This window comes from Candidatus Methylomirabilis limnetica, assembly GCF_003044035.1.
Classification (GTDB): domain Bacteria; phylum Methylomirabilota; class Methylomirabilia; order Methylomirabilales; family Methylomirabilaceae; genus Methylomirabilis; species Methylomirabilis limnetica.
In genome coordinates this window covers 1-21,209 of the sequence record NZ_NVQC01000003.1, presented here as the reverse complement: position 1 = coordinate 21,209, position 21,209 = coordinate 1, and the positions used below count along the sequence as shown (strand labels likewise).

The 21,209-nt window shown below is 56.6% G+C and carries 16 protein-coding genes; 7 read left to right on the top strand and 9 right to left on the bottom strand.

Features of this window, described 5'->3' with window-relative positions:
* Positions 1-181: 181 nt before the first annotated feature.
* The 3 genes from CLG94_RS00160 to CLG94_RS00150 are packed head-to-tail and all read left to right on the top strand — an operon-like array spanning position 182 to position 2,708.
* Positions 182-1,036 (top strand): tRNA1(Val) (adenine(37)-N6)-methyltransferase, encoded by an 855-nt coding sequence (locus CLG94_RS00160; RefSeq protein WP_107560887.1) that lies wholly within the window; start codon positions 182-184, stop codon positions 1,034-1,036.
* On the top strand, positions 1,033-1,890 hold the full coding sequence (locus CLG94_RS00155; RefSeq protein WP_107560886.1) for a nitrilase-related carbon-nitrogen hydrolase: 858 nt from the start codon (positions 1,033-1,035) through the stop codon (positions 1,888-1,890). Before CLG94_RS00160 ends, CLG94_RS00155 begins: the two co-directional genes overlap by 4 nt.
* Positions 1,887-2,708, top strand: coding sequence for an NAD+ synthase (locus tag CLG94_RS00150; protein WP_107560885.1), 822 nt, complete (start codon positions 1,887-1,889; stop codon positions 2,706-2,708). The genes CLG94_RS00155 and CLG94_RS00150 overlap by 4 nt, the downstream gene beginning before the upstream one ends.
* A 165-nt stretch (positions 2,709-2,873) precedes the next feature.
* Here CLG94_RS00150 and CLG94_RS00145 read toward each other — a convergent pair whose 3' ends face one another.
* From CLG94_RS00145 to CLG94_RS00135, 3 genes are all read right to left on the bottom strand, one after another.
* The gene (locus CLG94_RS00145; RefSeq protein ID WP_107560884.1) at positions 2,874-5,312 is read right to left on the bottom strand and encodes a nitric-oxide reductase large subunit; all 2,439 of its coding nucleotides are present in this window, start codon (positions 5,310-5,312) and stop codon (positions 2,874-2,876) included.
* Between the two features lie 919 nt (positions 5,313-6,231).
* A complete protein-coding gene (locus tag CLG94_RS00140; protein WP_107560883.1) occupies positions 6,232-8,664 on the bottom strand; it encodes a nitric-oxide reductase large subunit in 2,433 nt (810 codons plus the stop codon).
* Between the two features lie 515 nt (positions 8,665-9,179).
* Positions 9,180-10,067, bottom strand: coding sequence for a helix-turn-helix transcriptional regulator (locus tag CLG94_RS00135; protein WP_107560882.1), 888 nt, complete (start codon positions 10,065-10,067; stop codon positions 9,180-9,182).
* Between the two features lie 758 nt (positions 10,068-10,825).
* Between CLG94_RS00135 and CLG94_RS00125 the strand changes: the two genes are divergently transcribed.
* Genes CLG94_RS00125 through CLG94_RS00115 form a run of 3 tightly spaced genes read left to right on the top strand, consistent with a single transcriptional unit; the run spans position 10,826 to position 13,100 of the window.
* Entirely contained in the window at positions 10,826-12,322 is a 1,497-nt protein-coding gene (locus tag CLG94_RS00125; RefSeq protein WP_107560880.1) for a porin, read from the top strand.
* A gap of 32 nt (positions 12,323-12,354) precedes the next feature.
* Complete coding sequence (locus tag CLG94_RS00120; RefSeq protein ID WP_107560879.1) at positions 12,355-12,849, top strand: hypothetical protein; 495 nt, start codon at positions 12,355-12,357, stop codon at positions 12,847-12,849.
* Positions 12,846-13,100 (top strand): hypothetical protein, encoded by a 255-nt coding sequence (locus CLG94_RS00115; protein WP_107560878.1) that lies wholly within the window; start codon positions 12,846-12,848, stop codon positions 13,098-13,100. Before CLG94_RS00120 ends, CLG94_RS00115 begins: the two co-directional genes overlap by 4 nt.
* A gap of 134 nt (positions 13,101-13,234) precedes the next feature.
* On the opposite strand, the gene CLG94_RS12915 is transcribed toward CLG94_RS00115, so the two are convergent.
* Positions 13,235-13,489 (bottom strand): hypothetical protein, encoded by a 255-nt coding sequence (locus CLG94_RS12915; RefSeq protein ID WP_133174577.1) that lies wholly within the window; start codon positions 13,487-13,489, stop codon positions 13,235-13,237.
* Positions 13,490-13,847: 358 nt separating this feature from the next.
* Between CLG94_RS12915 and ftsH the strand changes: the two genes are divergently transcribed.
* Positions 13,848-15,785, top strand: a complete 1,938-nt coding sequence (ftsH, locus tag CLG94_RS00110) for an ATP-dependent zinc metalloprotease FtsH (protein WP_107560877.1) — start codon at positions 13,848-13,850, stop codon at positions 15,783-15,785.
* Positions 15,786-16,246: 461 nt separating this feature from the next.
* Here ftsH and CLG94_RS00105 read toward each other — a convergent pair whose 3' ends face one another.
* The 5 genes from CLG94_RS00105 to CLG94_RS00085 all read right to left on the bottom strand — a co-directional run.
* Positions 16,247-17,011: a hypothetical protein gene (locus tag CLG94_RS00105; RefSeq protein WP_107560876.1), complete on the bottom strand. Its 765-nt coding sequence runs from the start codon at positions 17,009-17,011 to the stop codon at positions 16,247-16,249.
* Between the two features lie 242 nt (positions 17,012-17,253).
* Positions 17,254-18,522, bottom strand: coding sequence for a bacterial ammonia monooxygenase, subunit AmoB (gene amoB, locus CLG94_RS00100; protein WP_107560875.1), 1,269 nt, complete (start codon positions 18,520-18,522; stop codon positions 17,254-17,256).
* Positions 18,523-18,642: 120 nt separating this feature from the next.
* The gene (gene amoA / locus CLG94_RS00095) at positions 18,643-19,374 is read right to left on the bottom strand and encodes a bacterial ammonia monooxygenase, subunit AmoA (RefSeq protein WP_107560874.1); all 732 of its coding nucleotides are present in this window, start codon (positions 19,372-19,374) and stop codon (positions 18,643-18,645) included.
* A gap of 109 nt (positions 19,375-19,483) precedes the next feature.
* Positions 19,484-20,260 (bottom strand): bacterial ammonia monooxygenase, subunit AmoC, encoded by a 777-nt coding sequence (gene amoC, locus CLG94_RS00090; RefSeq protein ID WP_107560873.1) that lies wholly within the window; start codon positions 20,258-20,260, stop codon positions 19,484-19,486.
* Between the two features lie 475 nt (positions 20,261-20,735).
* Positions 20,736-21,209: AAA-type ATPase lid domain-containing protein (locus CLG94_RS00085; protein ID WP_133174576.1), on the bottom strand; the 474-nt coding region annotated here is incomplete at its 5' end.

Sequence of the window (21,209 nt, the reverse complement as noted above, 5' to 3'; positions counted from 1 at the left end):
ATGGACTGTCAGAGGGGCCAACGCAATTATCGCCCTACGTTGCTGTCAGATCAGTGGCCGGTGGGAGGAGTTTTGGGGAAATCGGGCAACGGGGTGAGAAGCTTACCCATAAATTTGTCTTACACCCGCTGAAGGCTAATCATTTGTCTTTTCCTGAGGGATACATTAGAGTAATGGCACGATGAACGGAGCGATTCAGCAGGGAAAGGCAGACCCGGCTTCCGTCCTGGTGTGCGACACAAGTACGATTCCTGCCCCCCAGACTGATTCGTGGCTTGGCAAGGGCGAATCCCTGGATGACCTTGGCATCTCTGGTCTGAAGGTCCTCCAGAGCCTTACGGGCTTCCGCCATTCGATGGATGCGCTGTTGCTGGCGCAGTGGGCCGTGCCGCGATCCACCGACCGGATCCTTGAGCTCGGCTGCGGAAACGGCGCCATCACCTTCCTGCTGGCTCATCGGCATCCACGTGTCCGCATCGTTGGACTTGAGGTCCAGCCTGCCCTAGCCGACCGGGCCAGGAGGGGAGCACGACTCAATGGGCTACAGGGCCGCATCGAGATCGTGGAGGGCGACCTCCGTCAGATTAAAGGGTTACTGCCAACGGCGGGTTTTGATATGGTTCTCTGCAACCCACCGTATCGAGAGCTCGGCAGAGGGCGGCTCAGCCCGGATCCAGAGATCCGACAGGCCAAGCATGAGCTGACCGCTACCCTTCAAGGGGCGGTTGCGGCCATCCGATATGTGCTCGCCCCCAAGGGGAGAGCGTGCCTGATCTACCATGCCTCGCGGCTCGTCGAGCTGCTGAGCGACCTCAGGGCTAATCGGTTAGAACCGAAAAAGTTACAACTGGTATATTCCTACCCTGGCGCCGAGGCGGAACTGAGCCTGGTCGAGGCGCGACGAGACGGACGGCCAGGGCTGCAGATCCTTACCCCTCTGTTCGTCTATCAATCACGGGGCGGCCCTTTGTCACCCAGCATGGAAGCCATCTATCGCAGTCTGGCCTTGTCTGACGTATGGAGTAGAGGAACGTGAGCCGACACACCATCGCCCTAGCACAGATTAACCCCGCTCTCGGCGATCTGGAGCGGAACCTGGCCCTACATGAAAAGACGGCTGAAGAGGCGATTCGCCGTGGCGCCAGCCTGCTGGTCTTTCCTGAGCTGAGCCTGACCGGATACTTCCTCAAGGACCTCGTTTCATCCGTGGCCCTTCCCATGACCAGTCCCATCCTCGGAAGGCTCAGAGATCTAAGCCAACGCATCGATCTCGTTGTTGGACTAGTTGAGGAGTCGTCAGAACACCTATTCTACAATGCCGCCATTTATCTCTCAATGGGTGAAATTCAGCACGTTCACCGCAAGGTCTACTTGCCCACGTACGGGATCTTCGATGAGCAACGGTATCTTGCGGAAGGCGGCCAGATCAGGACATTTCGCGCGAGGGTCGGTCGGTCTGCGATCCTGATCTGCGAGGACATGTGGCATCCCTCGGCGGCGTATGTTGCCTCCATCGATGGGATGGAGATCCTCATCTCTCCCTCTGCCAGTCCGGGTCGCGGGGGTCTGGAGGAGGGCAAATCTTTCGCGAACGCTAGGGCCTGGGAAACGATCAATCGGGCCTATGCCCAACTCTTTACCTGCTATGTCCTCTTCGCGAATCGGGTCGGTTACGAAGATGGGGCTTGCTTTTGGGGAGGCTCAGAGGTGATCACCCCCTCCGGCGAGCCGGTGGCCAAGGCAGAGTACCTCAGCGAGGAGATCCTGGTGGTCGAGATCGATCCCGCAGAGGTGCGCCGGGCCAGAACGGTAAATCCATTGCTTCGAGATGAGCGGTTGGATGTCACACTTCGAGAGCTCGAGCGGGTAAGAAGGGAGGGGGTCAGGTGATCGGTCTCTCTTTACACTGCGAATTCGTCCAACATATCCTGACTGGATTCATTGCCAACGAGGTCCGAAAGACCGGGTTCAGCCGTATCGTGGTTGGGCTTTCCGGCGGGGTGGATTCAGCACTGTCCGCCTATCTCGGGGCCAAGGCCCTCGGCGCCGAGAATGTCTGGGCCCTCATGATGCCGTACCGGACCAGCAGTCCGGAGAGCCGGGAGCACGCCGAACTGGTGGTGAAGCAACTGGGCATCCAATCTGACGTTATCGAGATTACGCCGATGGTGGACGCCTACTTCGAACGGTTCCCGGAATCCGATCACGTTCGCCGTGGCAACAAGATGGCCCGCGAGCGGATGACCATCCTTTTCGATCATTCGGCCAAGCTCAAGGCCCTGGTCCTGGGGACCAGCAACAAGACGGAGCTGTTGTTGGGATACGGCACGCTGTATGGAGACATGGCCAGCGCCATCAATCCCCTGGGTGACCTGTATAAGACCCAGATCCGGCACTTGGCGCGCCACATGGGTATCCCGGAGGTCATCGTCCGAAAGGCGCCCAGCGGCGACCTCTGGGTTGGGCAGACCGACGAGGCGGAACTTGGCTTTACCTACGAGGAGGTTGATCGGATCCTCTATCTCATGGTGGATCGCCGTTGCGAAATCTCTGAGCTCATTGCCGCTGGCTTTGAGGAGCGATTCGTCAGAGCCGTTCTCACTAAGGTCCAGGCCTCTCAGTACAAGCGGCGCCTGCCTCTCATCGCCAAAATCTCTGCCCGCACCATCGACCGCGACTTCCGCTACCCCCGCGACTGGGGCAAGTAACGCCGTCGTCTGGTCGCCACGCCTAAGGCTTCCGCAGACATTTCGGAACGAATCCAGACCTCACGCGAAACTACCTGCGCGAAAAGCGATACCCCCCAGCACAGCATTTCTGCTGTACTGGGGGGTATCGAAGTGCAGTGTGACTTACCTACCTAGATCCTCAGACTAGAAGGCCTCATCAGAAGCAGCCCAAGATTCCCGCTCCTTCGCCTTCTCCTTATCGTAGATTGTCCACTCGCCTTCCTCAACTGTGGCGGCCTCGCGGACCATCCGGGTTCCCCTGGACAGAATGAACCAGGCTAGCGGCAATACGCCTCCAAAGAGGAAGATCGCTCCACCGATCGTGCGCAGCCACGTCAAAGTAACCCACACGCTATCCGTTACGTGTGACTGCGCTCGTGCGGCCCAGAGGCCTTCCTTGAAGACGGTCGCTACCTGGTACAGACCGATCGGGAACAGATCCAATCCTATCATCAGGCTCAAGCCGATCTGCAGCGACCAAAATATGGTTTTGATCAGCTTCTCATTCCAGGCAGAGCGCTGGAACAGATGCTGGCAGGCAAACAGCATACCGGCAATCGCGATGTTGCCTTTGACGCCGAACATGGCGGCATGCGCATGACTACCAGTGAGGTAGGTACCATGCTCATAGTAGTTGACGATGGGCAGGTTGATCATCGAGCCCATGATGCCCGCGCCGAAGATATTCCAGAAGTTGACAGCGAGGATGAACGTCCAGACGCCGTCCATCACGAAGCGCTGCTTGCCCTCGGCAACGGCCTCATGGGCCTTGATCCGCTCCGTCCGCATCTTCCAGGCATCCAGGGTGATCAAGAGCAGAGGCAACACCTGCATGGTGGAGAAGACGCTGCCCAGTGCAATGATCCCTGTTGGCTTGGCGATCCAGTAGAAGTTGTGAGAGATGCCGATCAGGGCGGTGACGAGGAACATCATGACCGCCAGGAAGATCACCCGCTCGGCCATGGCCCGGTTCACCAGACCCATCTGCACCAGCATGTACCCAATGATACAGGTGGTGAACACTTCGAAGGTCACCTCAACCCACATATGGATGTTCATCCACCGCCAGTAGTCCGCAATGGCGAAGTTCTGCGTCGGGGTCATGAACAACCCGAAGAACAGGAACAGCACCATCATGCCGCTGCCATAGAACAGCCAGGCCGGCACGGACCACATATTCTGGCTCGTGAGCCACGGCCTCACGGCGCGGAAGATGATGAAGACCCAGAGACAGAACGAGGACAGCATAAGAATATGCCAGAATCGCCCGAGCTCCAGGAACTCCCAACCCTGGCTCCCGAACCAGTAGGCCATCTCGTCGTTAGCAAACCACCCCGTATGTCCGAAATAGATGCCAAACAGCGCGCCTGCGCCCACGATGACACATAGCGTAAAGAGCAGGTTGATCAGGAACCGCTGTCCGTTCGGGACCTTCGAAATCCTGGGCAGGAAGAAGAGGGTGTAGCCGACCCAGGCCATAAAGAACCAGTAGATCTGGACGATAAGATGCCAGCCTCGAGTAACGGTGAAGGGGATAGTAAACCCCAATACCGATGTCGCCAGGAAGCTACCCGGTCCCCCACCGACGAAATCCTCTGCGCTCAGGATACCTGCCAGGATCTGGACCAGGAATAGGATCACGGCAAAGGCAAAGAACTTATACGTAGCACGCTGGGTGGGACGAACATAGGCGTCACCCTTGTTTTCAAGGTCAACCGTGGTCAGCGACCAATCCCGCCCATTGAACGGCTCGCCAGGCAGGGTCTTCATTTCCCCGTAGATGTATAGGACCAACATGGTACCCGCGAACAGCACGAAGATCGAGATAAAGCTCCAGAGATACGTCGGGAACGTCGGGTAGTTGTTGACGGACTGATCGGGTGGCCAGTTGTGTGTATAACTATAGTCCTCACCCGGTCGATTCGCCCCGGAAACCCAGCCCCCCCAGAAGAAGAACGACGCTAGTGCCTTGAGGTCTGCTGGGTTGCTGATATGATTTTCGATCCTTCCCTTCATAAACGCTTCTTCATAGGTGGCATCCGTAAACGTCCGCGTATAATGGGTGATCAACTCCTGGTACGCAAAAATCTGGGCATCGTTAAGGGCAATAACGCCGGCTTTCTCGTCGTAGAGATTCGTATGAATCTCCCGCTTGACCCGCGAATCGATCATACCCAGGTCGTCTTGGGTCAGAGGACGACTCTTTACGATCTCGGCCGAATAGTACTTTCTCATGGACACGGAAGTATGATGCAGAGCTTCGGCGGTGTAATCCGGCCCGCGCTCCCCTCCGTCTCCCCAGAAGGAGCCATACGTCATCAGGCCCTTCAGGAAAAACACTTGCTTCCCACGCTGGATTTCCCACTCTGGAATCACCACCGTTCCACTATTGGATACCGCCACAAAATTTACCAACGGGGGAGCGCTCGCGTAGGTCCAGACGCCGAGAGCGATGAGGCCGACGACGCTGATCAGGCCGACGATCAAAGCATGAAGCCACCAATATTTCTTAATTAATAGGGCTTGCGCGAAGGTCCTGTAGACCTTCGCCTTGCTGACAGGTGTACTAGGATGAGGACTCATCTTACACCCCTCCATGGCCCTCCCTATAACTTAGGTGGCCACTCTCAATGTTATTGCGATCCCGCGTCTGTTGTTGCCCCGGCCGTCGGGGGCGCCCGGGCTTCGCGATCAGCCTGCAGGGCGCAAGCTCGACGGCACACGCCTGGTCGGCCAGCCGGTGACCCGACGCCCTGCTTGCTCTTCGTGTCGACCCCTACCGTGAAGTTCATGGTGAAGACCTCCTCAATAATCACCCCAACACCTCTCAATGGCAATTTATGACCCTCAGTACAGCCTGTAAATGAGGTGATTGACATAATTTACGATGCAAATGCATCACTCTCTCGGATTCTGGTCAGTGAACGGCCTCAGCGCCCGCTTGCTGAGTGAGCCCCTCGATGTCACACAAGGGTCAAAGGTCTACCAGTAGAGGAGTAGCCGTGCATCCACTCTGGTAACCTATAAACACCCCGAAATGAGCCGCTATCGCTGAGCGAGAGCAGAGAGTCGGCGTTATGCTTTGAGGCAGTAGAAGCCTGGCCCCTAGTGTCAAGCGTCAGATGGATCCCAAGAACAGCGCTAGACCTAGCAACCACGCGATTCCTTGCGTCATTGCGAGTACCCGCAGGGTGCGCGGCAATCTCAGTACAACAATGCGAGATTGCTTCACTTCATTCGCAATGACAATTTTCTATCGCTGTTCTTGGGTGGGTGGAGCTGGAGGGGAGTGTAGCCCGGGTGGGCGGAATGTGGGAGTGGAGGCGGAGACTGGAAGGGGTAAAAACGGTCGCGTTGGTGGTCTGTCCAGCGCCTTTCGGAACGAAGCCATCACCTCGCACGCGCAACTACCTGCCAGAAAAGCGATACCCCCCAGCACAGCATTTCTGCTGTACTGGGGGGTATCGAAGTGCAGTGTGACTTACCTACCTAGATCCTCAGACTAGAAAGCTTCGTCAGAAGCGGCCCAAGCTTCCCGCTCCTTCGCCTTCTCCTTATCGTAGATTGTCCACTCGCCTTCCTCAACTGTGGCGGCCTCGCGGACCATCCGGGTCCCCCTGGACAGAATGAACCACGTAAGCGGCAAGACGCCTCCGAAGAGGAATACCGCCCCACCGATCGCGCGCAGCAAGGTCAGGGTGTGCCACACTTCATTCGTAATGAACGACTGCTGCCGACCATACCAGAAGCCGTGCTGGATGATGGCCGCAACCTGATACAGACCGACTGGGAACATATCCATCATCATCATCATTACCAAGCCGATCTGCAGCGACCAGAACACGGTCTTGATCAGCTTCTCATTCCAGGCAGAGCGCTGGAACAGGTGCTGGCAGGCAAACAGCATACCGCCAATTGCGATGTTGCCTTTGACGCCGAACATGGCGCCATGGGCATGGTTGCTGGTGACGTAGGTGCCATGCTCATAGTAGTTGATGATGGGCAGGTTGATCATTGAGCCCATCACGCCTGCGCCGAAGATGTTCCAGAAGTTGACGGCAAGGATGAACGTCCAAACGCCGTCCATCACGAAGCGCTGCTTGCCCTCGGCAACAGCCTCATGGGCCTTGACCCGCTCCGTCCGCATCTTCCAGGCATCCAGGGTGATCAAGAGCAGAGGCAACACCTGCATGGTGGAGAAGACGCTGCCCAGTGCAATGATCCCTGTTGGCTTGGCGATCCAGTAGAAGTTGTGAGAGATACCGATCAGGGCGGTGACGAGGAACATCATGACCGCCAGGAAGATCACCCGCTCGGCCATGGCCCGGTTCACCAGACCCATCTGCACCAGCATGTACCCAACGATACAGGTGGTGAAGACTTCGAAGGTTACCTCAACCCACATGTGGATGTTCATCCACCGCCAATAGTCGGAGATGGCGAAGTTCTGCTGAGGGGTCATAAACATCCCGAAGAACAGGAACAGCACCATGATCGCGCTGCCGTAGAACAGCCAAGCCGGTACGGACCACATATTCTGGCTCGTGAGCCACGGCTTCACGGCGCGGAAGATGATGAAGACCCAGAGACAGAACGAGATCAGCATGAGAACATGCCAGAATCGCCCGAGCTCCAGGAACTCCCAACCCTGACTCCCGAACCAGTAGGCCATCTCGTCATTGGCAAAAAAGCCCGTATGTCCGAGATAGATACCAAACAGAGCGCCTGCCCCGACGATAACACACAGGGTAAAGAGCAGGTTGATCAGGAACCTCTGTCCGTTCGGGACCTTCGAAATCCTGGGCAGGAAGAAGATGGTGTAGCCAACCCAGGCCATAAAGAACCAGTAGATCTGGACGATAAGATGCCAGCCTCTGGCAACGCTAAAGGGGATGGTGAGCCCAACCATGCCCAACATCGCATCAACCGGCCCACCACCAATGAAATCTTCTGCGCTGATGATACCTGCCAGGATCTGGACCAGGAACAGGATCACGGCAAAAGCAAAGAACTTATACGTCGCACGCTGGGTGGGACGAACATAGGCGTCGCCCTTGTTTTCAAGGTCAACCGTGGTCAGCGACCAATCCCGCCCATTGAACGGCTCGCCTGGCAGGGTCTTCATTTCCCCGTAAACGTACAGGACGAGCATGGTGCCAAGGAACAGCACGAAGATCGAAAGGAAGCTCCAGATATACGTCGCGTACGTCGGGAAGTTACCCACCGCTGGATCGTATGGCCAGTTGTGGGTGTAGCTGTAGACCTCACCCGGTCGATTCGCCCCGGAAACCCAGCCGCCCCAGAAGAAGAAGCCCGTCAAGGCCTTGATGTCTGCTGGGTTTTTGATGTAGCTCTCAATTCTGCCATTCTGGAATGCTTCTACGTAGGTTCGATCCGTAAACATCCGGGTGTAGTGAGTGTTCAACTCATGATACGCAAAAATCTGGGCATCGTTAAGACGAATGACGCCAGCCGCCGAGTCATACAGGTTCGTATGGATCTCTCGTGCCACCCTCGTCTTGATCATGTCCTCGTCGTCTTGGGTCACAGCCCGTGTCTTCGCGATCTCATTTCTATAGTGCGTGCCCATAGAGAGGGACGTGCGGTGGAGGGCCTCAGCGGTGAAATCAGGTCCGCGCTCGGCTCCGTCCCCCCAGAAGGAGCCATACGTCATCAGGCCCTTCAGGAAAAACACTTGCTTCCCACGATTCATTTCCCACTCCGGGATTACAACCTCCCCAGTAGTGGACGACACAAAATTCACCAGCGGGGGAGCGCCCGCGTAGGTCCAGACGCCGAGAGCAATGAGACCGATGACGCTGATTGCCGTAACGATCAAAGCATGAAGCCACCAATACTTCTTAATTAATAGGGCCTGTGCGAAGGTCCTGTGCATCTTCGCCTTGCTGACAGCTTCGTTAGGATTAGGACTCATGTTTCCTCCTGTGGCTCTCCCTATAACGTAGGTGGCCACTCTCCTGTTGTCGTTGCGATCCATCCAGTCGGTGCCCCGTTGCGCTACTTATTCTCTGCTTGCCGACTCACCTCCCTTCGTTATCGTAAGGTTCATGGGGAAGATCGCCTCTGTGGCGATGCTGCGACCCCCGGTAGCCCGTGTAACGCCTGTAATCAAATCAACTTGCGACGCTTAAGTTCCGATCCCACAATACCTTAATATACTAGCCCTATGGGACTTGTAAATAATGCAATTGACTCAATATTGCGATGCATATTCATCACGCTAAACGATTCTACCTCCCCCGAGGCTACAGCTCCAACGGTCAACCCAGTCGATCACGCCAATACAATCTCGTATATACGCTTTTCCAGTTGGACCCATAAATCATGCAATTAACTCAATCTTGTGATGCATATTCATCACACTAAACGATTTTACCTTCCCCGGGTCCGCAGCTTCAGCGGTTGACTTAATCAATTTGATCACGGCTATCACGCTGCCTTGGGGGGTTCCTTCGTGGCTCCCGGCGCCGGTCCAGCCTTTTCGCGAGTCGTGGGCTCTCGCCGCGTAATCTCATTCACGTAGGCCACGACCTCCAGCCGAGAATGAACCTTGAGCTTGCTGAAGATGTTCTGGATGTGGTTTCTCACCGTAGTTTTACTGATGAAAAGCTGCTCCGCGATGGCCGCCGTGGTTGCGCCAGTCCGCATCAGGGTGACGACCTGCAGTTCCCGCCGAGTCAGTTCAACGATGGGGGGCAGAACATCCTCGCTCGTCGCGAGTTGAGTCTGAGCCAGTTGTTGGCGAACGAGAACCTCAAGCTGGTGTGCCGCAGTGACATCACGGAAGAGGTGGGCGACCGTCGGAGGCTGGTTGTCGTCACAGGGAAGGGCAACACAGCTCACATCGATCCACAGCGGTTTGCCCGTCCTCGTCCGAGTAGCCATCTCAAAATGCTGGATCAGGTCTCCGCGGTTCAACGACATCTTGAGGGGGCAAGGCCACTGACAGAGCTGATTACCGTTAGCGTCACGGCCGTTGAAGAATTCGCGGCACTCCTGCCCGACGACTTGTTGCGCGGAAGCTTCCAGGATGGTTTCAGCGGCCCGGTTGCAGAACAGAATCTCACCCGACGGTGAACTGATAAATACCCCATCGGCCGTCTCCTCGAAAAGCCTGAAGGCAGCCCTCAGTGATTCCGCAGGCTGTGTGCCTCCTGGCTCGTCTTGCGAGGCTTTTTTATCAACGACAGACCGATGCTCGCCTTCCTCGTCGACACGGGGGGTGACCGCATCACCTGCACGAACTCCGGTCTCCTGCCGACGATCCGTCCGCCGGGTCCGCGCCAACCGTTTCGATCCGGTGCCTGGGTGCGCCATGACGCAAATGTACAGTCATCAGTAATACCTGTCAAGCTGAAAAAGGGTACGAACAATAGAGGACCAATCCGCGCCCTCAGTCCTCGACCCGAACCCGGCCCCGCCGCGATAAGTGCCTGTACAAGCTCCACGGCCTTACAGGGGCGGCGGTACTCCCGGTCCCGCCCAGTATCAGCGTGCGGTTAGTTACGCTCACCGCGGAGTTCCCTCACGCGTCATCCGTTATCCCTGGCTTGCACCGTGCGTGCTGCCGCACTGATCTCGATAGTGGATCTGCTTAGTCCGGATCGCATGCGCCACGGCCGCCACATCGCGACACTCGGCCTGCACCTCCTCCGCCGGTAACCGGCGCTGATACAGGAGTCGGATGGCGCCCTCTGGCGTCTAAAATGAACCCCCTGTGGACTCAATGGTCTGAAGCATCTCGTCTCTTCGCGTTCATCCGCATGCGGCCATCCCGTAAGTGGGCGTGCCGCCCTGCGCGCACACTGCCATTACCGCCGATCGTCTTCAACCGAAACGTGCCATCCATGCGGCTGAAGAAAATCCTTGACAGAGGGCTCAAGCTGAGCGATATTGTCGCCGCTACGCAGCGGGAGTTACTTACCATCCGACAGCTCCCGCTGGAGGGCCTGTAGCTCACGTTTACTCGGCGTGGGATGGCGTGTTCAGGGCGGGGTCAGCGCAGCGCCCCGCACCGGTAAAGCGCTCCGAATTTGGGAGTGCGGTGATTAACCTTAAAACGCAGAGGGGGAGTCATGGATCAAAGAAAGTGGTGGGTCCGCGGTGTCGTCCTGGGCAGTGCCTTACTGCTCGCCCCGGTGGGGGCGTGGGCCGACAAGCTCACGGAGCTCGAGCAGGCATTTGAGACACAGCAGAAGTCGCTACAGCAGTTGCAGCAGGAGATGCACCGTCTACGGCAAGACCGGACCGCGCAACAGGACGAGATGAGCAGGCGCGTAATGGAGGTGGAGCAGAAGGCCCAGGCGGCCGCGGCCTCGTCACTGCTCACCGGGTATGAGCCCGGGAAGGGGTTCTTCCTGAAGTCAGCCGACGACCAGTTCCGACTGAACCTGAGCGGGTATGTCCAGAACTGGATGCAGGTTGAAGGGTCAAAAGAGGATGAACATTTCCCCGCTGGATCAGTGGCATCAGGAAATGCACGGCACGACGCGAGTACCTTTAAGATGCGCCGTGCCCGGATCATCTTGAGCGGCACGATCTACAAGGACTTCGGCTTCCACATCGAGCCGGAGCTCGTGAGCGGCGGACAGGGCACGCGGCTCGAAGCAGCCTTCGCCACCTACACGTATGCCCCGTGGGCCAAGGTGAAGGTCGGTCAGTTCAGGGACATGTACAGCCTCGAGATGGCAACGGCCTCTCAAGACCTGGACTTCGCCGAGCGGGCGGTCGTCGTCAGGGCGCTTGCCCCGGACCTGCAGATGGGTCTCATGGTCTCGGGCAATCTGAAACTCGCCAACGTACTACCCGTCTACTATGGATTGGGAATCTTTAATGGCTGCGGCCGGGTCGATCAGTGCGCCACCGACAACGACGGCGACAAGGAGTACACCGGTCGATTTGCCTTTTCACCCCCGATGCCCATCGGGAATCTCACCATCGGCCTGAATGCCGATCACCGTAACTTCGACATCGTGAGAGGTAATGGCGCTCGCGACCTGGTGACGTCGCCCGTAGGTGGCGCCTCGACGGCTCACCGGTTTAATCCGATTGGTCCAACCGGCGTCACGCTAGCCGGTAACGGTAACGGCCTCCAGAACGGCTTCCTGATCAACGGGGACCGGAACACTGGCGGCGTCGACTTCGTGTTCGACTGGTACCCGTTTATTCTCAAGGGTGAGTACCATTACGCCTCCCAGAGACGTAATGGCTTGGGTGTTGGCGGCTCGGATCTAGACGACCTCACCATGCAGGGTACGTATGGGACGATCGGCTACTGGATCTTCGGCAATAAGCGCAATGGCCTGCTGGCCAACACGCGCTACGAGTTCCTGCGCGTCGACGACAGTGAGGGCACCTTTAATTCTGCCACGACTGGCGCGGCCACCGAGCAGACACTGGAGATGCAGTCTGGCACCCTCGGTCTGACTTGGTATGTCAACCCCAGCGTCTGGGTGCGGGGTAACTACATTGTGACCGACCTCAGCCCCAACCGGAATCAAGTCGGAATGAGCAATAGCCACGGCAGCAACGTTGCTCAGCAAGGGATCGCTGAGTTGATGGTTAAGTTCTAAATTGATGGCAGGCTTCAGCCGGAGCTCACCAGATGCTACAACTGACAGACACTGCGAAGATGGCGCAGGGCTATTCGCGAAAGCGGGGTCTGTCGCTTCTGCTACGAACCCTACATCTGGTGGGCTTCGGCATCCTGCTGGGGGGGCATACGTTCGCGATCGACGCAGACCGTTTGCTGCCGGCCCTGTACATGACGATCGCGAGCGGTATTGGTCTGATGGTGCTGGAGATCTCTACTATCGGACTGCACTGGCTCTTCATGGGCAAAGGTGCAGCGGTACTCATCAAACTGCTGGTTCTCCTGGCTGTTCCTTATGCCTGGGATTATCGCCTGCCCCTTCTTTTGCTGGTCGTGGCGATCGCCTCGGTGAGTTCGCACATGCCTGGGAGGTACCGCCACTACTCAATCCTCCAAGGCCGGATTATCCAGTTCGGGGAGGCTCTACGAGTAATCCCGTCGAGCGACAACGCCAGCCACACGAACCTCACCGTCCATAGTCGAATAAGGGAGGGTAGCCAATCATGAAGTTCCTCACATTAGCCAAGGTAAGACCAGGGGCTTGGTCCAAGCTGGAAAACGATCTTCCTGCCGCCTGTTACGAGGGGATGAAGTCCGCTTATGTCACCTATGGCCAATATGATCTGGTTTTCGAATGGGAAGCCAAGGATATAGATGCAGCAAACAAAATCATGAAGCATATGGCTGGATCAGACCTATTCACATCTGAAACCTTAGTAGTCGCCTCTACTCTGAAAGAATTCGGCAAGCTACAGTAAGCCATTGATCGACCTTTAGGGCCATAGCGAATAGAGGTCGTCCAGCTCTCCATATTTTCACGCCGCTTCGTGCCCACCATCACCCCCTTCCTCGCAATCCCTGACGTCGGCACGAAAGTCTCCTCTCTCGGTCATCACTGGAGTTCGAAGGAAGCGCTGACAATCCGACCGATCAGGCGTACCGTCACAGGCGCAGGCTCGCTGCGCCGTTGCGAGCTGCAGAGACACAGTCCCTTTGAGATCCCGCGCTCCTCCGGCTTACCCCCCCAGATCAGCTTGCGTCGCCCCATTCGCTGCGCCCCCTCCCATGACCCCAGACCATTCGACTCTACAAACCATAGACCCAGGAACAGCGATAGACTTCGCAACCGCTCGATTCTTCCCGTCATTGCGAGTACCCGTAGGGTGCGTGGCAATCTCAGTGCAATAAGGCGAGATTGCTTCACTTCGTTCGCAATGACAATTTTTCTATCACTGTTCTTGGGCACAGAAGTTGGGCTTGACAAACTCATATGCTTGATTTAACCTAAACGTGGTTCCTGTAAGACTCGGCGAAGCTAGTTGCGCAGGGTAGTAATTCGCCATAAACGTGGCTATGTCGACAAGAAGGCAACGATTGGTTGATGCGTGCAGTGAGAGTCGGATGATAGACCTTGGCCATAAGATGTTTCATGTGTCCGGCATAACGTCCCGGATGCTTGACGCCCGGCTTTGGTATGTCGGGATAACACGAAGGAGGTTATTGCCGTGAACAAGCGTTACGTATGGGCTGCGAGCGTGTTCGCCTTGTTCCTTGTGGTCGCCGTGATCCTGATTCCGATCTTCTCGAGTTCCAAAAAAGCCTCCACCCAGGTCATCTTCAGCGACCTCATGAACTTGGTGGAAGAAGGACAGATCGCCGGGACGGTGATCTTCGATGAAAGTAATCACACTATCTACTTCCATGTCACTGAGGGGCAGCACCTTCGGACGATCTACAGTAAGGAGGCGACGGGAGACCTGCAAGAGCTATTGAAAAAGAAGGGGATTCGCTTCGCGATCGAGGCGCAAGCCGGCGGCTCCATCTGGCTTGGCCTTCTGTTCAACTTCTTGCCGTTCCTCGTGATTATCGGCCTGTTCGTGATGATGAGCCGTCGGGCCTCGCAGATGGGGGGGGGCGGCGGCGGCCCAATGTCGTTCGGTAAATCCAAGGCGAAACTGCACGACGCGACTAAGCCCAATGTTACCTTCGCAGACGTGGCCGGAGAGGAAGAGCCGAAGGAGGAGCTGTTGGAGGTCATTGAGTTCTTGAAGCACCCCCAAAAGTTTCAGGCGCTGCACGCGAAGATCCCCAGGGGGCTATTGCTTGTGGGGCCACCAGGCTGCGGGAAGACGCTTCTTGCTAAGGCGGTTGCCGGGGAGGCCAGCGTTCCGTTCTTCTCGCTCTCGGGATCTGAGTTCGTGGAGGTCTTTGTGGGGGTGGGCGCCAGCCGCGTCCGCGATCTGTTCGAGCAAGCCAAGAAGAACGTCCCTTGCCTGGTCTTCATCGACGAGATCGACGCGGTGGGCCGCCACCGTGGGGCGGGCCTCGGCGGCGGAAACGATGAGCGCGAGCAGACCTTGAACCAACTGCTGGTCGCGATGGACGGCTTCGAGAACAATATCGGGATTATCGTGATTGCCGCCACTAACCGGCCAGACATCCTCGATCCTGCCCTGTTGCGCCCTGGGCGTTTTGACCGGCGGATCATCGTGGATAACCCCGACAGCAAGGGTCGCAAGGCTATCTTGCAGGTACACATGCGCGAAATACCAATGGCACCTGACGTCAACGTCGACACGCTCGCCAAGCAGACCCCGGGCTTCTCTGGGGCAGATCTTGCCGCCGTGGTAAACGAGGGCGCGCTCCTTGCCGCCAGGCACAACAAGACTCAAGTCAGTATGTCCGACTTTGACGAGGCAGTCGAGCGCGTAATTGCGGGACCCTTGCGACGCAGTCGTGCCCTGAAACCAAAGGAGCGTGAGATGGTGGCCTACCATGAGGCCGGGCACGCCATCCTGCGCAAGCTCATCCCGAATGCTGATCCGCCCCACAAGGTGACGATCGTCTCGCGCGGGATGGCACTCGGCTATGTGATGGGGGCCCCGCCGGAGGACCGCTACACTCGTACGCGATCAGAACTACTGGCGGAAATCAGCGTTGGCATGGGTGGCCGCGCCGCTGAGTCTTTGATTTTCGGCGAGGTTACCACCGGAGCCTCAAATGACTTTGAGCAGGCAACTGGCATGGCTCGCCGAATGGTGACTAATTTCGGCATGTCGGAAAAGCTCGGTCTCGTCACGCTGGGTAGGTCGGGTGGGCCCGTCTTTCTTGGTCGAGATATGATCGACAGCCGAAACTATAGTGAAGAGATCGCCTACCAGATCGACCAGGAGGTTCGCCGCATCACCGATGAGTGCTACACGGTAGCTTATCAGATGATCGAGGCTAATCGCGAGAAGCTGCAGCGCGTGGCAAAAGCCCTGCTAGATCGCGAAACCCTATTTGCGGAGGAACTGGACGACGTCATGGCGGGGAAGGTTGTGGCGCTGGACGCATCACGACCTACCAGCGCTGAGGCAGGCACCGAAGCTGCTGCGCCAGGAGGCTCCCCTTCGGCACCGGTACCACCTACCACCACCGGTCTGGCGGGAGGTATCGCCTAGCTCGCAGCCTGTTATATTTTTTGCTGCCGGCCCCCCCAATAGCTCCCACGCTACTGCAACTAGGCGCATGACACTTGGGGGGCAAGGAAGAGATGGTGGGAGCTGTAAACAGGTGAGTTTGCGGTGGCTCAGCACAAGGCTGGACCTATAAGTCGACGGCAGGTCCGTGCGGATGTTCTCCAGTGGACGGATTGGACAATGGCCTTAACGATGTTTCTCCCCAAGCGCACTATTCAGGCACAACGGATACGGAAAAAGTTAAGACATGTAAGAGAGACAAAGTATGTGCGTCTGACGAATGCGGAAAGGCCTGGGGCGCTATTAAAGGAAACTGCCCTTAAAGATTCTCCGCAGTTAGTTGTATGTGCGCTGGCGCTTATAGCTAACAATTGACCCTCTCACGAGTGTCCATCCCATCGTGAGAGGGTCAATTTTTTCCCAGACGCTCTTATGTGGTCCGTTTAGGCCGCTTTATTCTTTCGCCTTACATAGAGCACAGTACCGATACCAATACCTGCTATGGTCATCACCAGAATAGCCGGATTGCTCATCATGGACGAAGAACCACCAACAGACCTGGCTGTCTTCAGTCCGACTGTAAAGGGGAAGCTAAAGTTAGAATCGTAGGCATGATACGCCTCTTCCTCTCCAGCGGTTCCGTGCTTCTGATTTGCCGCCCCAGTCCCATCGTGACTATGGCTTACCGCGTCGTCAGCACCCACGAGTGGGGATCCGTCTGCATGGTGCTCCTGAAGCTCGACGATAGCCCGATATTTCCCGGCCTTAGTAAACTCCGCCTCCGCTCTCACCACGCCAGTGGGGTAGACTTGCTGCGGGATCTCCAGGACTGTTCCGGACTCGCCGTCATTCGTCACCTCAACGACCCGGACAGCCATCGGAATCGTTCGAAGAGTATCGCTAATGAGATCAAAGGTCAGTGTCGTCTTTCCCGTACTTGGGATATCTCGGCAGTAGGACCGAAACTCCTCTTTTAGCGCATCAACGTACCGCTTCAGATCCGCATCCTTGAGCCGAGCAAGCTGAGATGCCGGCCCTGCAGACACATGCTGATAGGCGCTGAAGTGGACAAGCTGATGTCCCTTTTCTACCGAGCAAAGATCACCCTCTGTAATTCCACCAGCGCCACCACCACCGTGAGCCCATGCCTGCGATACCCCGGATGCCACCAACAACACTGCCAGCCCAATCGAAGCCAACTCCCTCATTCCCCTATCCTACTTCCTTCTACTTGCCTTCTTATTAAAGCTCCCCACCACCTGCTGAGGTGGCGTCGCTTGAAAAGGGTGAGGGTCCCACCCGTTGAAATCCCGAATCTGGAATCTCAAAGGATGGGACCCTCACGCACCCGCTTAAGCCTGGTTCACCAACGTCATAATGACAATGAGCAGCATTACCAGCAGAGCTATGTTCATCCCGGCTGCTTCCATGATTTCGTGTCTCCTTCCCGTTATTTGTACTGCGTAGTTGGTCGCCATTTGCCGCCGCCTGTCATGGCAGTGGCACCGCCCTCAAAGGACGGGATCACAGGACCGCCGACCTCGACAATTTGCCGGTTCTTGTCTGCATCAAAGAACTCAAGGAGTCCGCCGTACCGGCTATCTGAGTCATAGATCAACTCGGCCAACCTCTGGTACTCCCATTCCGCGTCAGTAGCATCAATCGTTAGCTGTACTGTCTGGCCAGGAGCGATGGGGCCGTTAGGCTCCACCTTGACCTTGAGCCGCGAGTCTGGGAACATGCTGGGCTCCCTGAACTGCAGGTTGGCCGTGATGAATCCCCCCAACTGCTGAGGCCTGTTCGAACCGTTCTTGATCTCTACCAGCATCCCAAGAGAACGCCCAGGCACTGTATAGATCGCGGTTATCGGCCTAGCCTTTATGGTGGCATGGGCGTACGGCGTAAACGCCGTGGTGGGCGCTAGTTCAGGAGTATCCATCCTACCGGCCTGCAGCGGAATCGTGATGGGATAGGCGCTGTTGGTCGTGACGTAGCCAATGGACACGATGAGGACTGTCGCGACCATGAGAACGACCGCCACCGTTTTATCGCCTGAGCTCACAAGCTGCTCCTCAGGCACAACCCCAACCTGGAAGACACGCCGCAAAAATGGTCTCTTTATCCAATACAACAGCCAGAACAGACCTATGACGACCCAAAAACCCCACCAGCCGATGATCCTTCCCAGCCCGTGGTTTTCCATGTTCACTGTCGAGCCATCGATGGTCGCGACGTTATTTTGAAAGCCAGTCCAATCGCCATCGACAGTGACAAATTGGCCTCCACCGACCAGGGGCCCTCCACCCGCAATATTTACCATCGGGTGAACATGATAAGTCCCGGTGACCCGCCCCATAAGGACCATTCTATAATCATAGTCTCCGCCAAGAATCGTACTGGTAGCGTTGATGACGGGCATGCCATTCATCCACGCCTCTTTCTTAAGCATTGATGGCCCTGGTACCGAGAAGTGGAGAAAGATCGACTCTGGGGTATTGACGGCCTGCGGCCATTCACTGAACGTATGGAATTTCCCCGTCAGATCCATCGTCTCGCCGGGCTTCACCTTCGATTTCGACCACTCAGTATCGTAAAACGTTATCGTGCGCATCCGCAGAAACGGCTCCTGCGACCGCTCGCCATGGGCCCATACCGTTCCCGCGGACACGGCGATCGCTCCAAGCACGATCGCCGACAACGCCGCTCGTCCGATCCTCATTGTTATCCTCCCAGGTTCGTGGGTAAGAGTCAATTCATTCGCATTGCAGCGCCACGTGGAGTCTTCTCTTGCCTTGCAGGCTTGCTTCGAGAACCCACCACGGGCCAGCATCAATAACAGCTACGTACGCGAGAGGAATACCGGCCTGCTGATCACCTTCCCCATCCAAACCCACCAGAGGTATACTATCCCGCTGATGAACCCAGCGAAGAAAGAGGAGACTGGCGTGACATCCCTTCCGAATGTCCGTAGCGTCCCACGCTCAATGATCCTGATGTATTCAGGCGTGGCAGACCTAACATACTCCATCCCCATCAGATCGGCAATCGACATGAGCGGCCCGCTTGGATGCTTCACTGCCAAGTGAAACGGGGCGAGCCAAGTCCAGTTCGCCGGATAGAATAACAGGGACCACCCCATACCGCCGAACAACGCCGTGAACATGTAGCTTCCTGTCATCATCAGCGTCACGTCCAGAAAGATCGCGCTGGGTATCATAAGACTCGGAGTGACAAAGTTAACCGGGAACCAGGCCCACATGTAGAAGTTAAAGACCCGATTCATCCATTGCCCGAAGTGAAGCGTCATCACGCAAAATGTGGCGCCGATCGGAAGACGCATCTTCTCCCACATGAAATATTGCGTTGCCGCGGGAAAGGTGATCAACAGGATCGGCGTCAACGTGACCCACCAACGCCGATCCTTCCAGTCCAGCCAAAAGTCCCAGTCGCCGACGGTCAGCATCTGGTGAATATGATACCCCGCGACCGTGCCCGTGAACGCAGCAATTATTACGATAATATCGAATTTCCGCTCCAGGCTCAGGGCTTGCTGTTGTGTCAAGAGCGCCATATAGCTCTTCCTCTCTCTCAAAGGGAGGGGGGCAAGAACGCCACCCCCCTCCACTATTTGGACTTGTGGACTTCGAGGATCCTCAACAAACGATCCTTACCGAGTTTCGTCACGCAGTAGACTTGTTACCGCTGCAGATCTTGATCAACTCAAAGACCCGCGGAGTAATTGTCAGCGCTATGCCATATACCCCAAAAAGGCACCAGCCGAGCGTGACAAAGCCCCAATGGAGCGGTGCCACAAACAACTCCTCCATGATCCAGAAGGTGTGGCCCCACTCGTTCAGCGCCACATTCACAAAGATCATCGCAGGACCGCCGACCGTCAGCATGAAGGGCAGGGAGTGCCCCTTGGAAAACATGGGGATACGGGTCCTGGCCCACATGTAGGAGTTAATCCCGATAATGATGTAGATCGGGTAGCTGAGATAGAACTCGATGATGTGGCTCGGCGTAAAGTCCGTATCGCGGATCACCGTCTGGTGCCACGTCCCGTCCTGCTCGGTAAAGAAGCTGGCACCCCAATAGACGGCCCAGGCGTACGTCGCGATCCACATTCCGAGACCCCAGAACCGCCTGAGTTCCTCCTCCGGCGTGATTCGATCCAGATTCCGGTCGCGGGTCTTCCAGATGTAGCCCAAGGTGAAGGTCAGTACCGCCGCCTCGATGATCAACTCACCGATGAGCATGTTCCACCAATAGACCCGAAAGTCCTCAGAAAAGAAGTCGAGGCCTTTCGACCACGAGAAGTACTGCTGGTAGATCCGAATCATGACGTAGAAGATGCTGATAGGTATCATGCATTTCCACCAGGTACCCCAGCCGAACATCTTCTCTACTGACTCGGCACTTTTACCCGATACCGCTTCAGTCTTATACTGTGCCATTCGATTCTTCCTCCTTACGCTCTGATCAATTTATTAGATAACGTAGACCGTGCTGCCCTTGACATCACACATCTCCAGGCTTTCTGTTGGCGCCTATTCTCACCTCCTTTGTCGCCACTCACGCAACAGGGTTAAGATTCAGGGCGTTATTTCTCCAAGAAGATCGCTCTTTCAGAAACCTACCTCTAGGAGAATTCATCGTATATCGCCCTTGGAATATCTGTCAAGTCTTTCTTCACTCCCCGGACCCAGTTCAAACTACCACTGGTAACGCTGGTCTCCACTCAATTTCAATGGGCTATATACGCAAGGATGATGCCAAACGCAGTGACGTTCCGAATCCAGTTTACCTTCACCTGTGAAAACAAGGAGTTCAGATGATAATTTAGGGGATAGACGTCAGACCACAAATGGAAACATAGTTAATTTGAACTACTCCGCCCCACACTGCGACATCTGTCGCACAACAGGTGTCCTAGTCCGGAGCAATCAACATCTGTCGCTTCAGCCCAAACTGTTCCAGCTTCCGGTACAACGTGCTCCGGGAAATACCGAGTTGATGTGCCGCCTGGGACAGGTTCCCCGCACACTGCTGGACGATCTGGCGGATGAGCTGGCGTTCGGCCTGGGCCAGCCACCCGGTCGAATCGGGTCGGTCGGCCGGCAGCGCCTCTGCGCGCACCATACGAATGGACGCCGGAAAGTCGTCCCACCTGATCTCCGGGTGTTGCAACAGGACACCCACCTGCTGCAACACATTCCGCAGCTCCCGGATGTTGCCGGGCCATGGGTATGGGACCATCGCCAGATGGCGCAGGGCGTCCTCGCTGAAGTGCAGGTCCGGACAGTGCAGCGCCGCAGCGACATCGGCCAGGAACGAGGCCGCGAGCAACGGGATATCCTCCCGTCGGTCTCGCAGCGGCGGCAGATGGATGGAGATGACGTTGAG

Excerpts from the sequence above, each read along its gene's own strand:
- CLG94_RS00135 (WP_107560882.1), bottom strand. The coding sequence starts at position 10,067 with ATGGCGCACCCAGGCACCGGATCGAAACGGTTGGCGCGGACCCGGCGG.
- CLG94_RS00125 (WP_107560880.1), top strand. The coding sequence starts at position 10,826 with ATGGATCAAAGAAAGTGGTGGGTCCGCGGTGTCGTCCTGGGCAGTGCC.
- amoB (WP_107560875.1), bottom strand. The coding sequence starts at position 18,522 with ATGAGGATCGGACGAGCGGCGTTGTCGGCGATCGTGCTTGGAGCGATC.
- CLG94_RS00160 (WP_107560887.1), top strand. The coding sequence starts at position 182 with ATGAACGGAGCGATTCAGCAGGGAAAGGCAGACCCGGCTTCCGTCCTG.
- CLG94_RS12915 (WP_133174577.1), bottom strand. The coding sequence starts at position 13,489 with ATGACGGGAAGAATCGAGCGGTTGCGAAGTCTATCGCTGTTCCTGGGT.
- CLG94_RS00145 (WP_107560884.1), bottom strand. The coding sequence starts at position 5,312 with ATGAGTCCTCATCCTAGTACACCTGTCAGCAAGGCGAAGGTCTACAGG.
- CLG94_RS00140 (WP_107560883.1), bottom strand. The coding sequence starts at position 8,664 with ATGAGTCCTAATCCTAACGAAGCTGTCAGCAAGGCGAAGATGCACAGG.
- amoC (WP_107560873.1), bottom strand. The coding sequence starts at position 20,260 with ATGGCACAGTATAAGACTGAAGCGGTATCGGGTAAAAGTGCCGAGTCA.
- CLG94_RS00120 (WP_107560879.1), top strand. The coding sequence starts at position 12,355 with ATGCTACAACTGACAGACACTGCGAAGATGGCGCAGGGCTATTCGCGA.
- CLG94_RS00115 (WP_107560878.1), top strand. The coding sequence starts at position 12,846 with ATGAAGTTCCTCACATTAGCCAAGGTAAGACCAGGGGCTTGGTCCAAG.
- CLG94_RS00105 (WP_107560876.1), bottom strand. The coding sequence starts at position 17,011 with ATGAGGGAGTTGGCTTCGATTGGGCTGGCAGTGTTGTTGGTGGCATCC.
- amoA (WP_107560874.1), bottom strand. The coding sequence starts at position 19,374 with ATGGCGCTCTTGACACAACAGCAAGCCCTGAGCCTGGAGCGGAAATTC.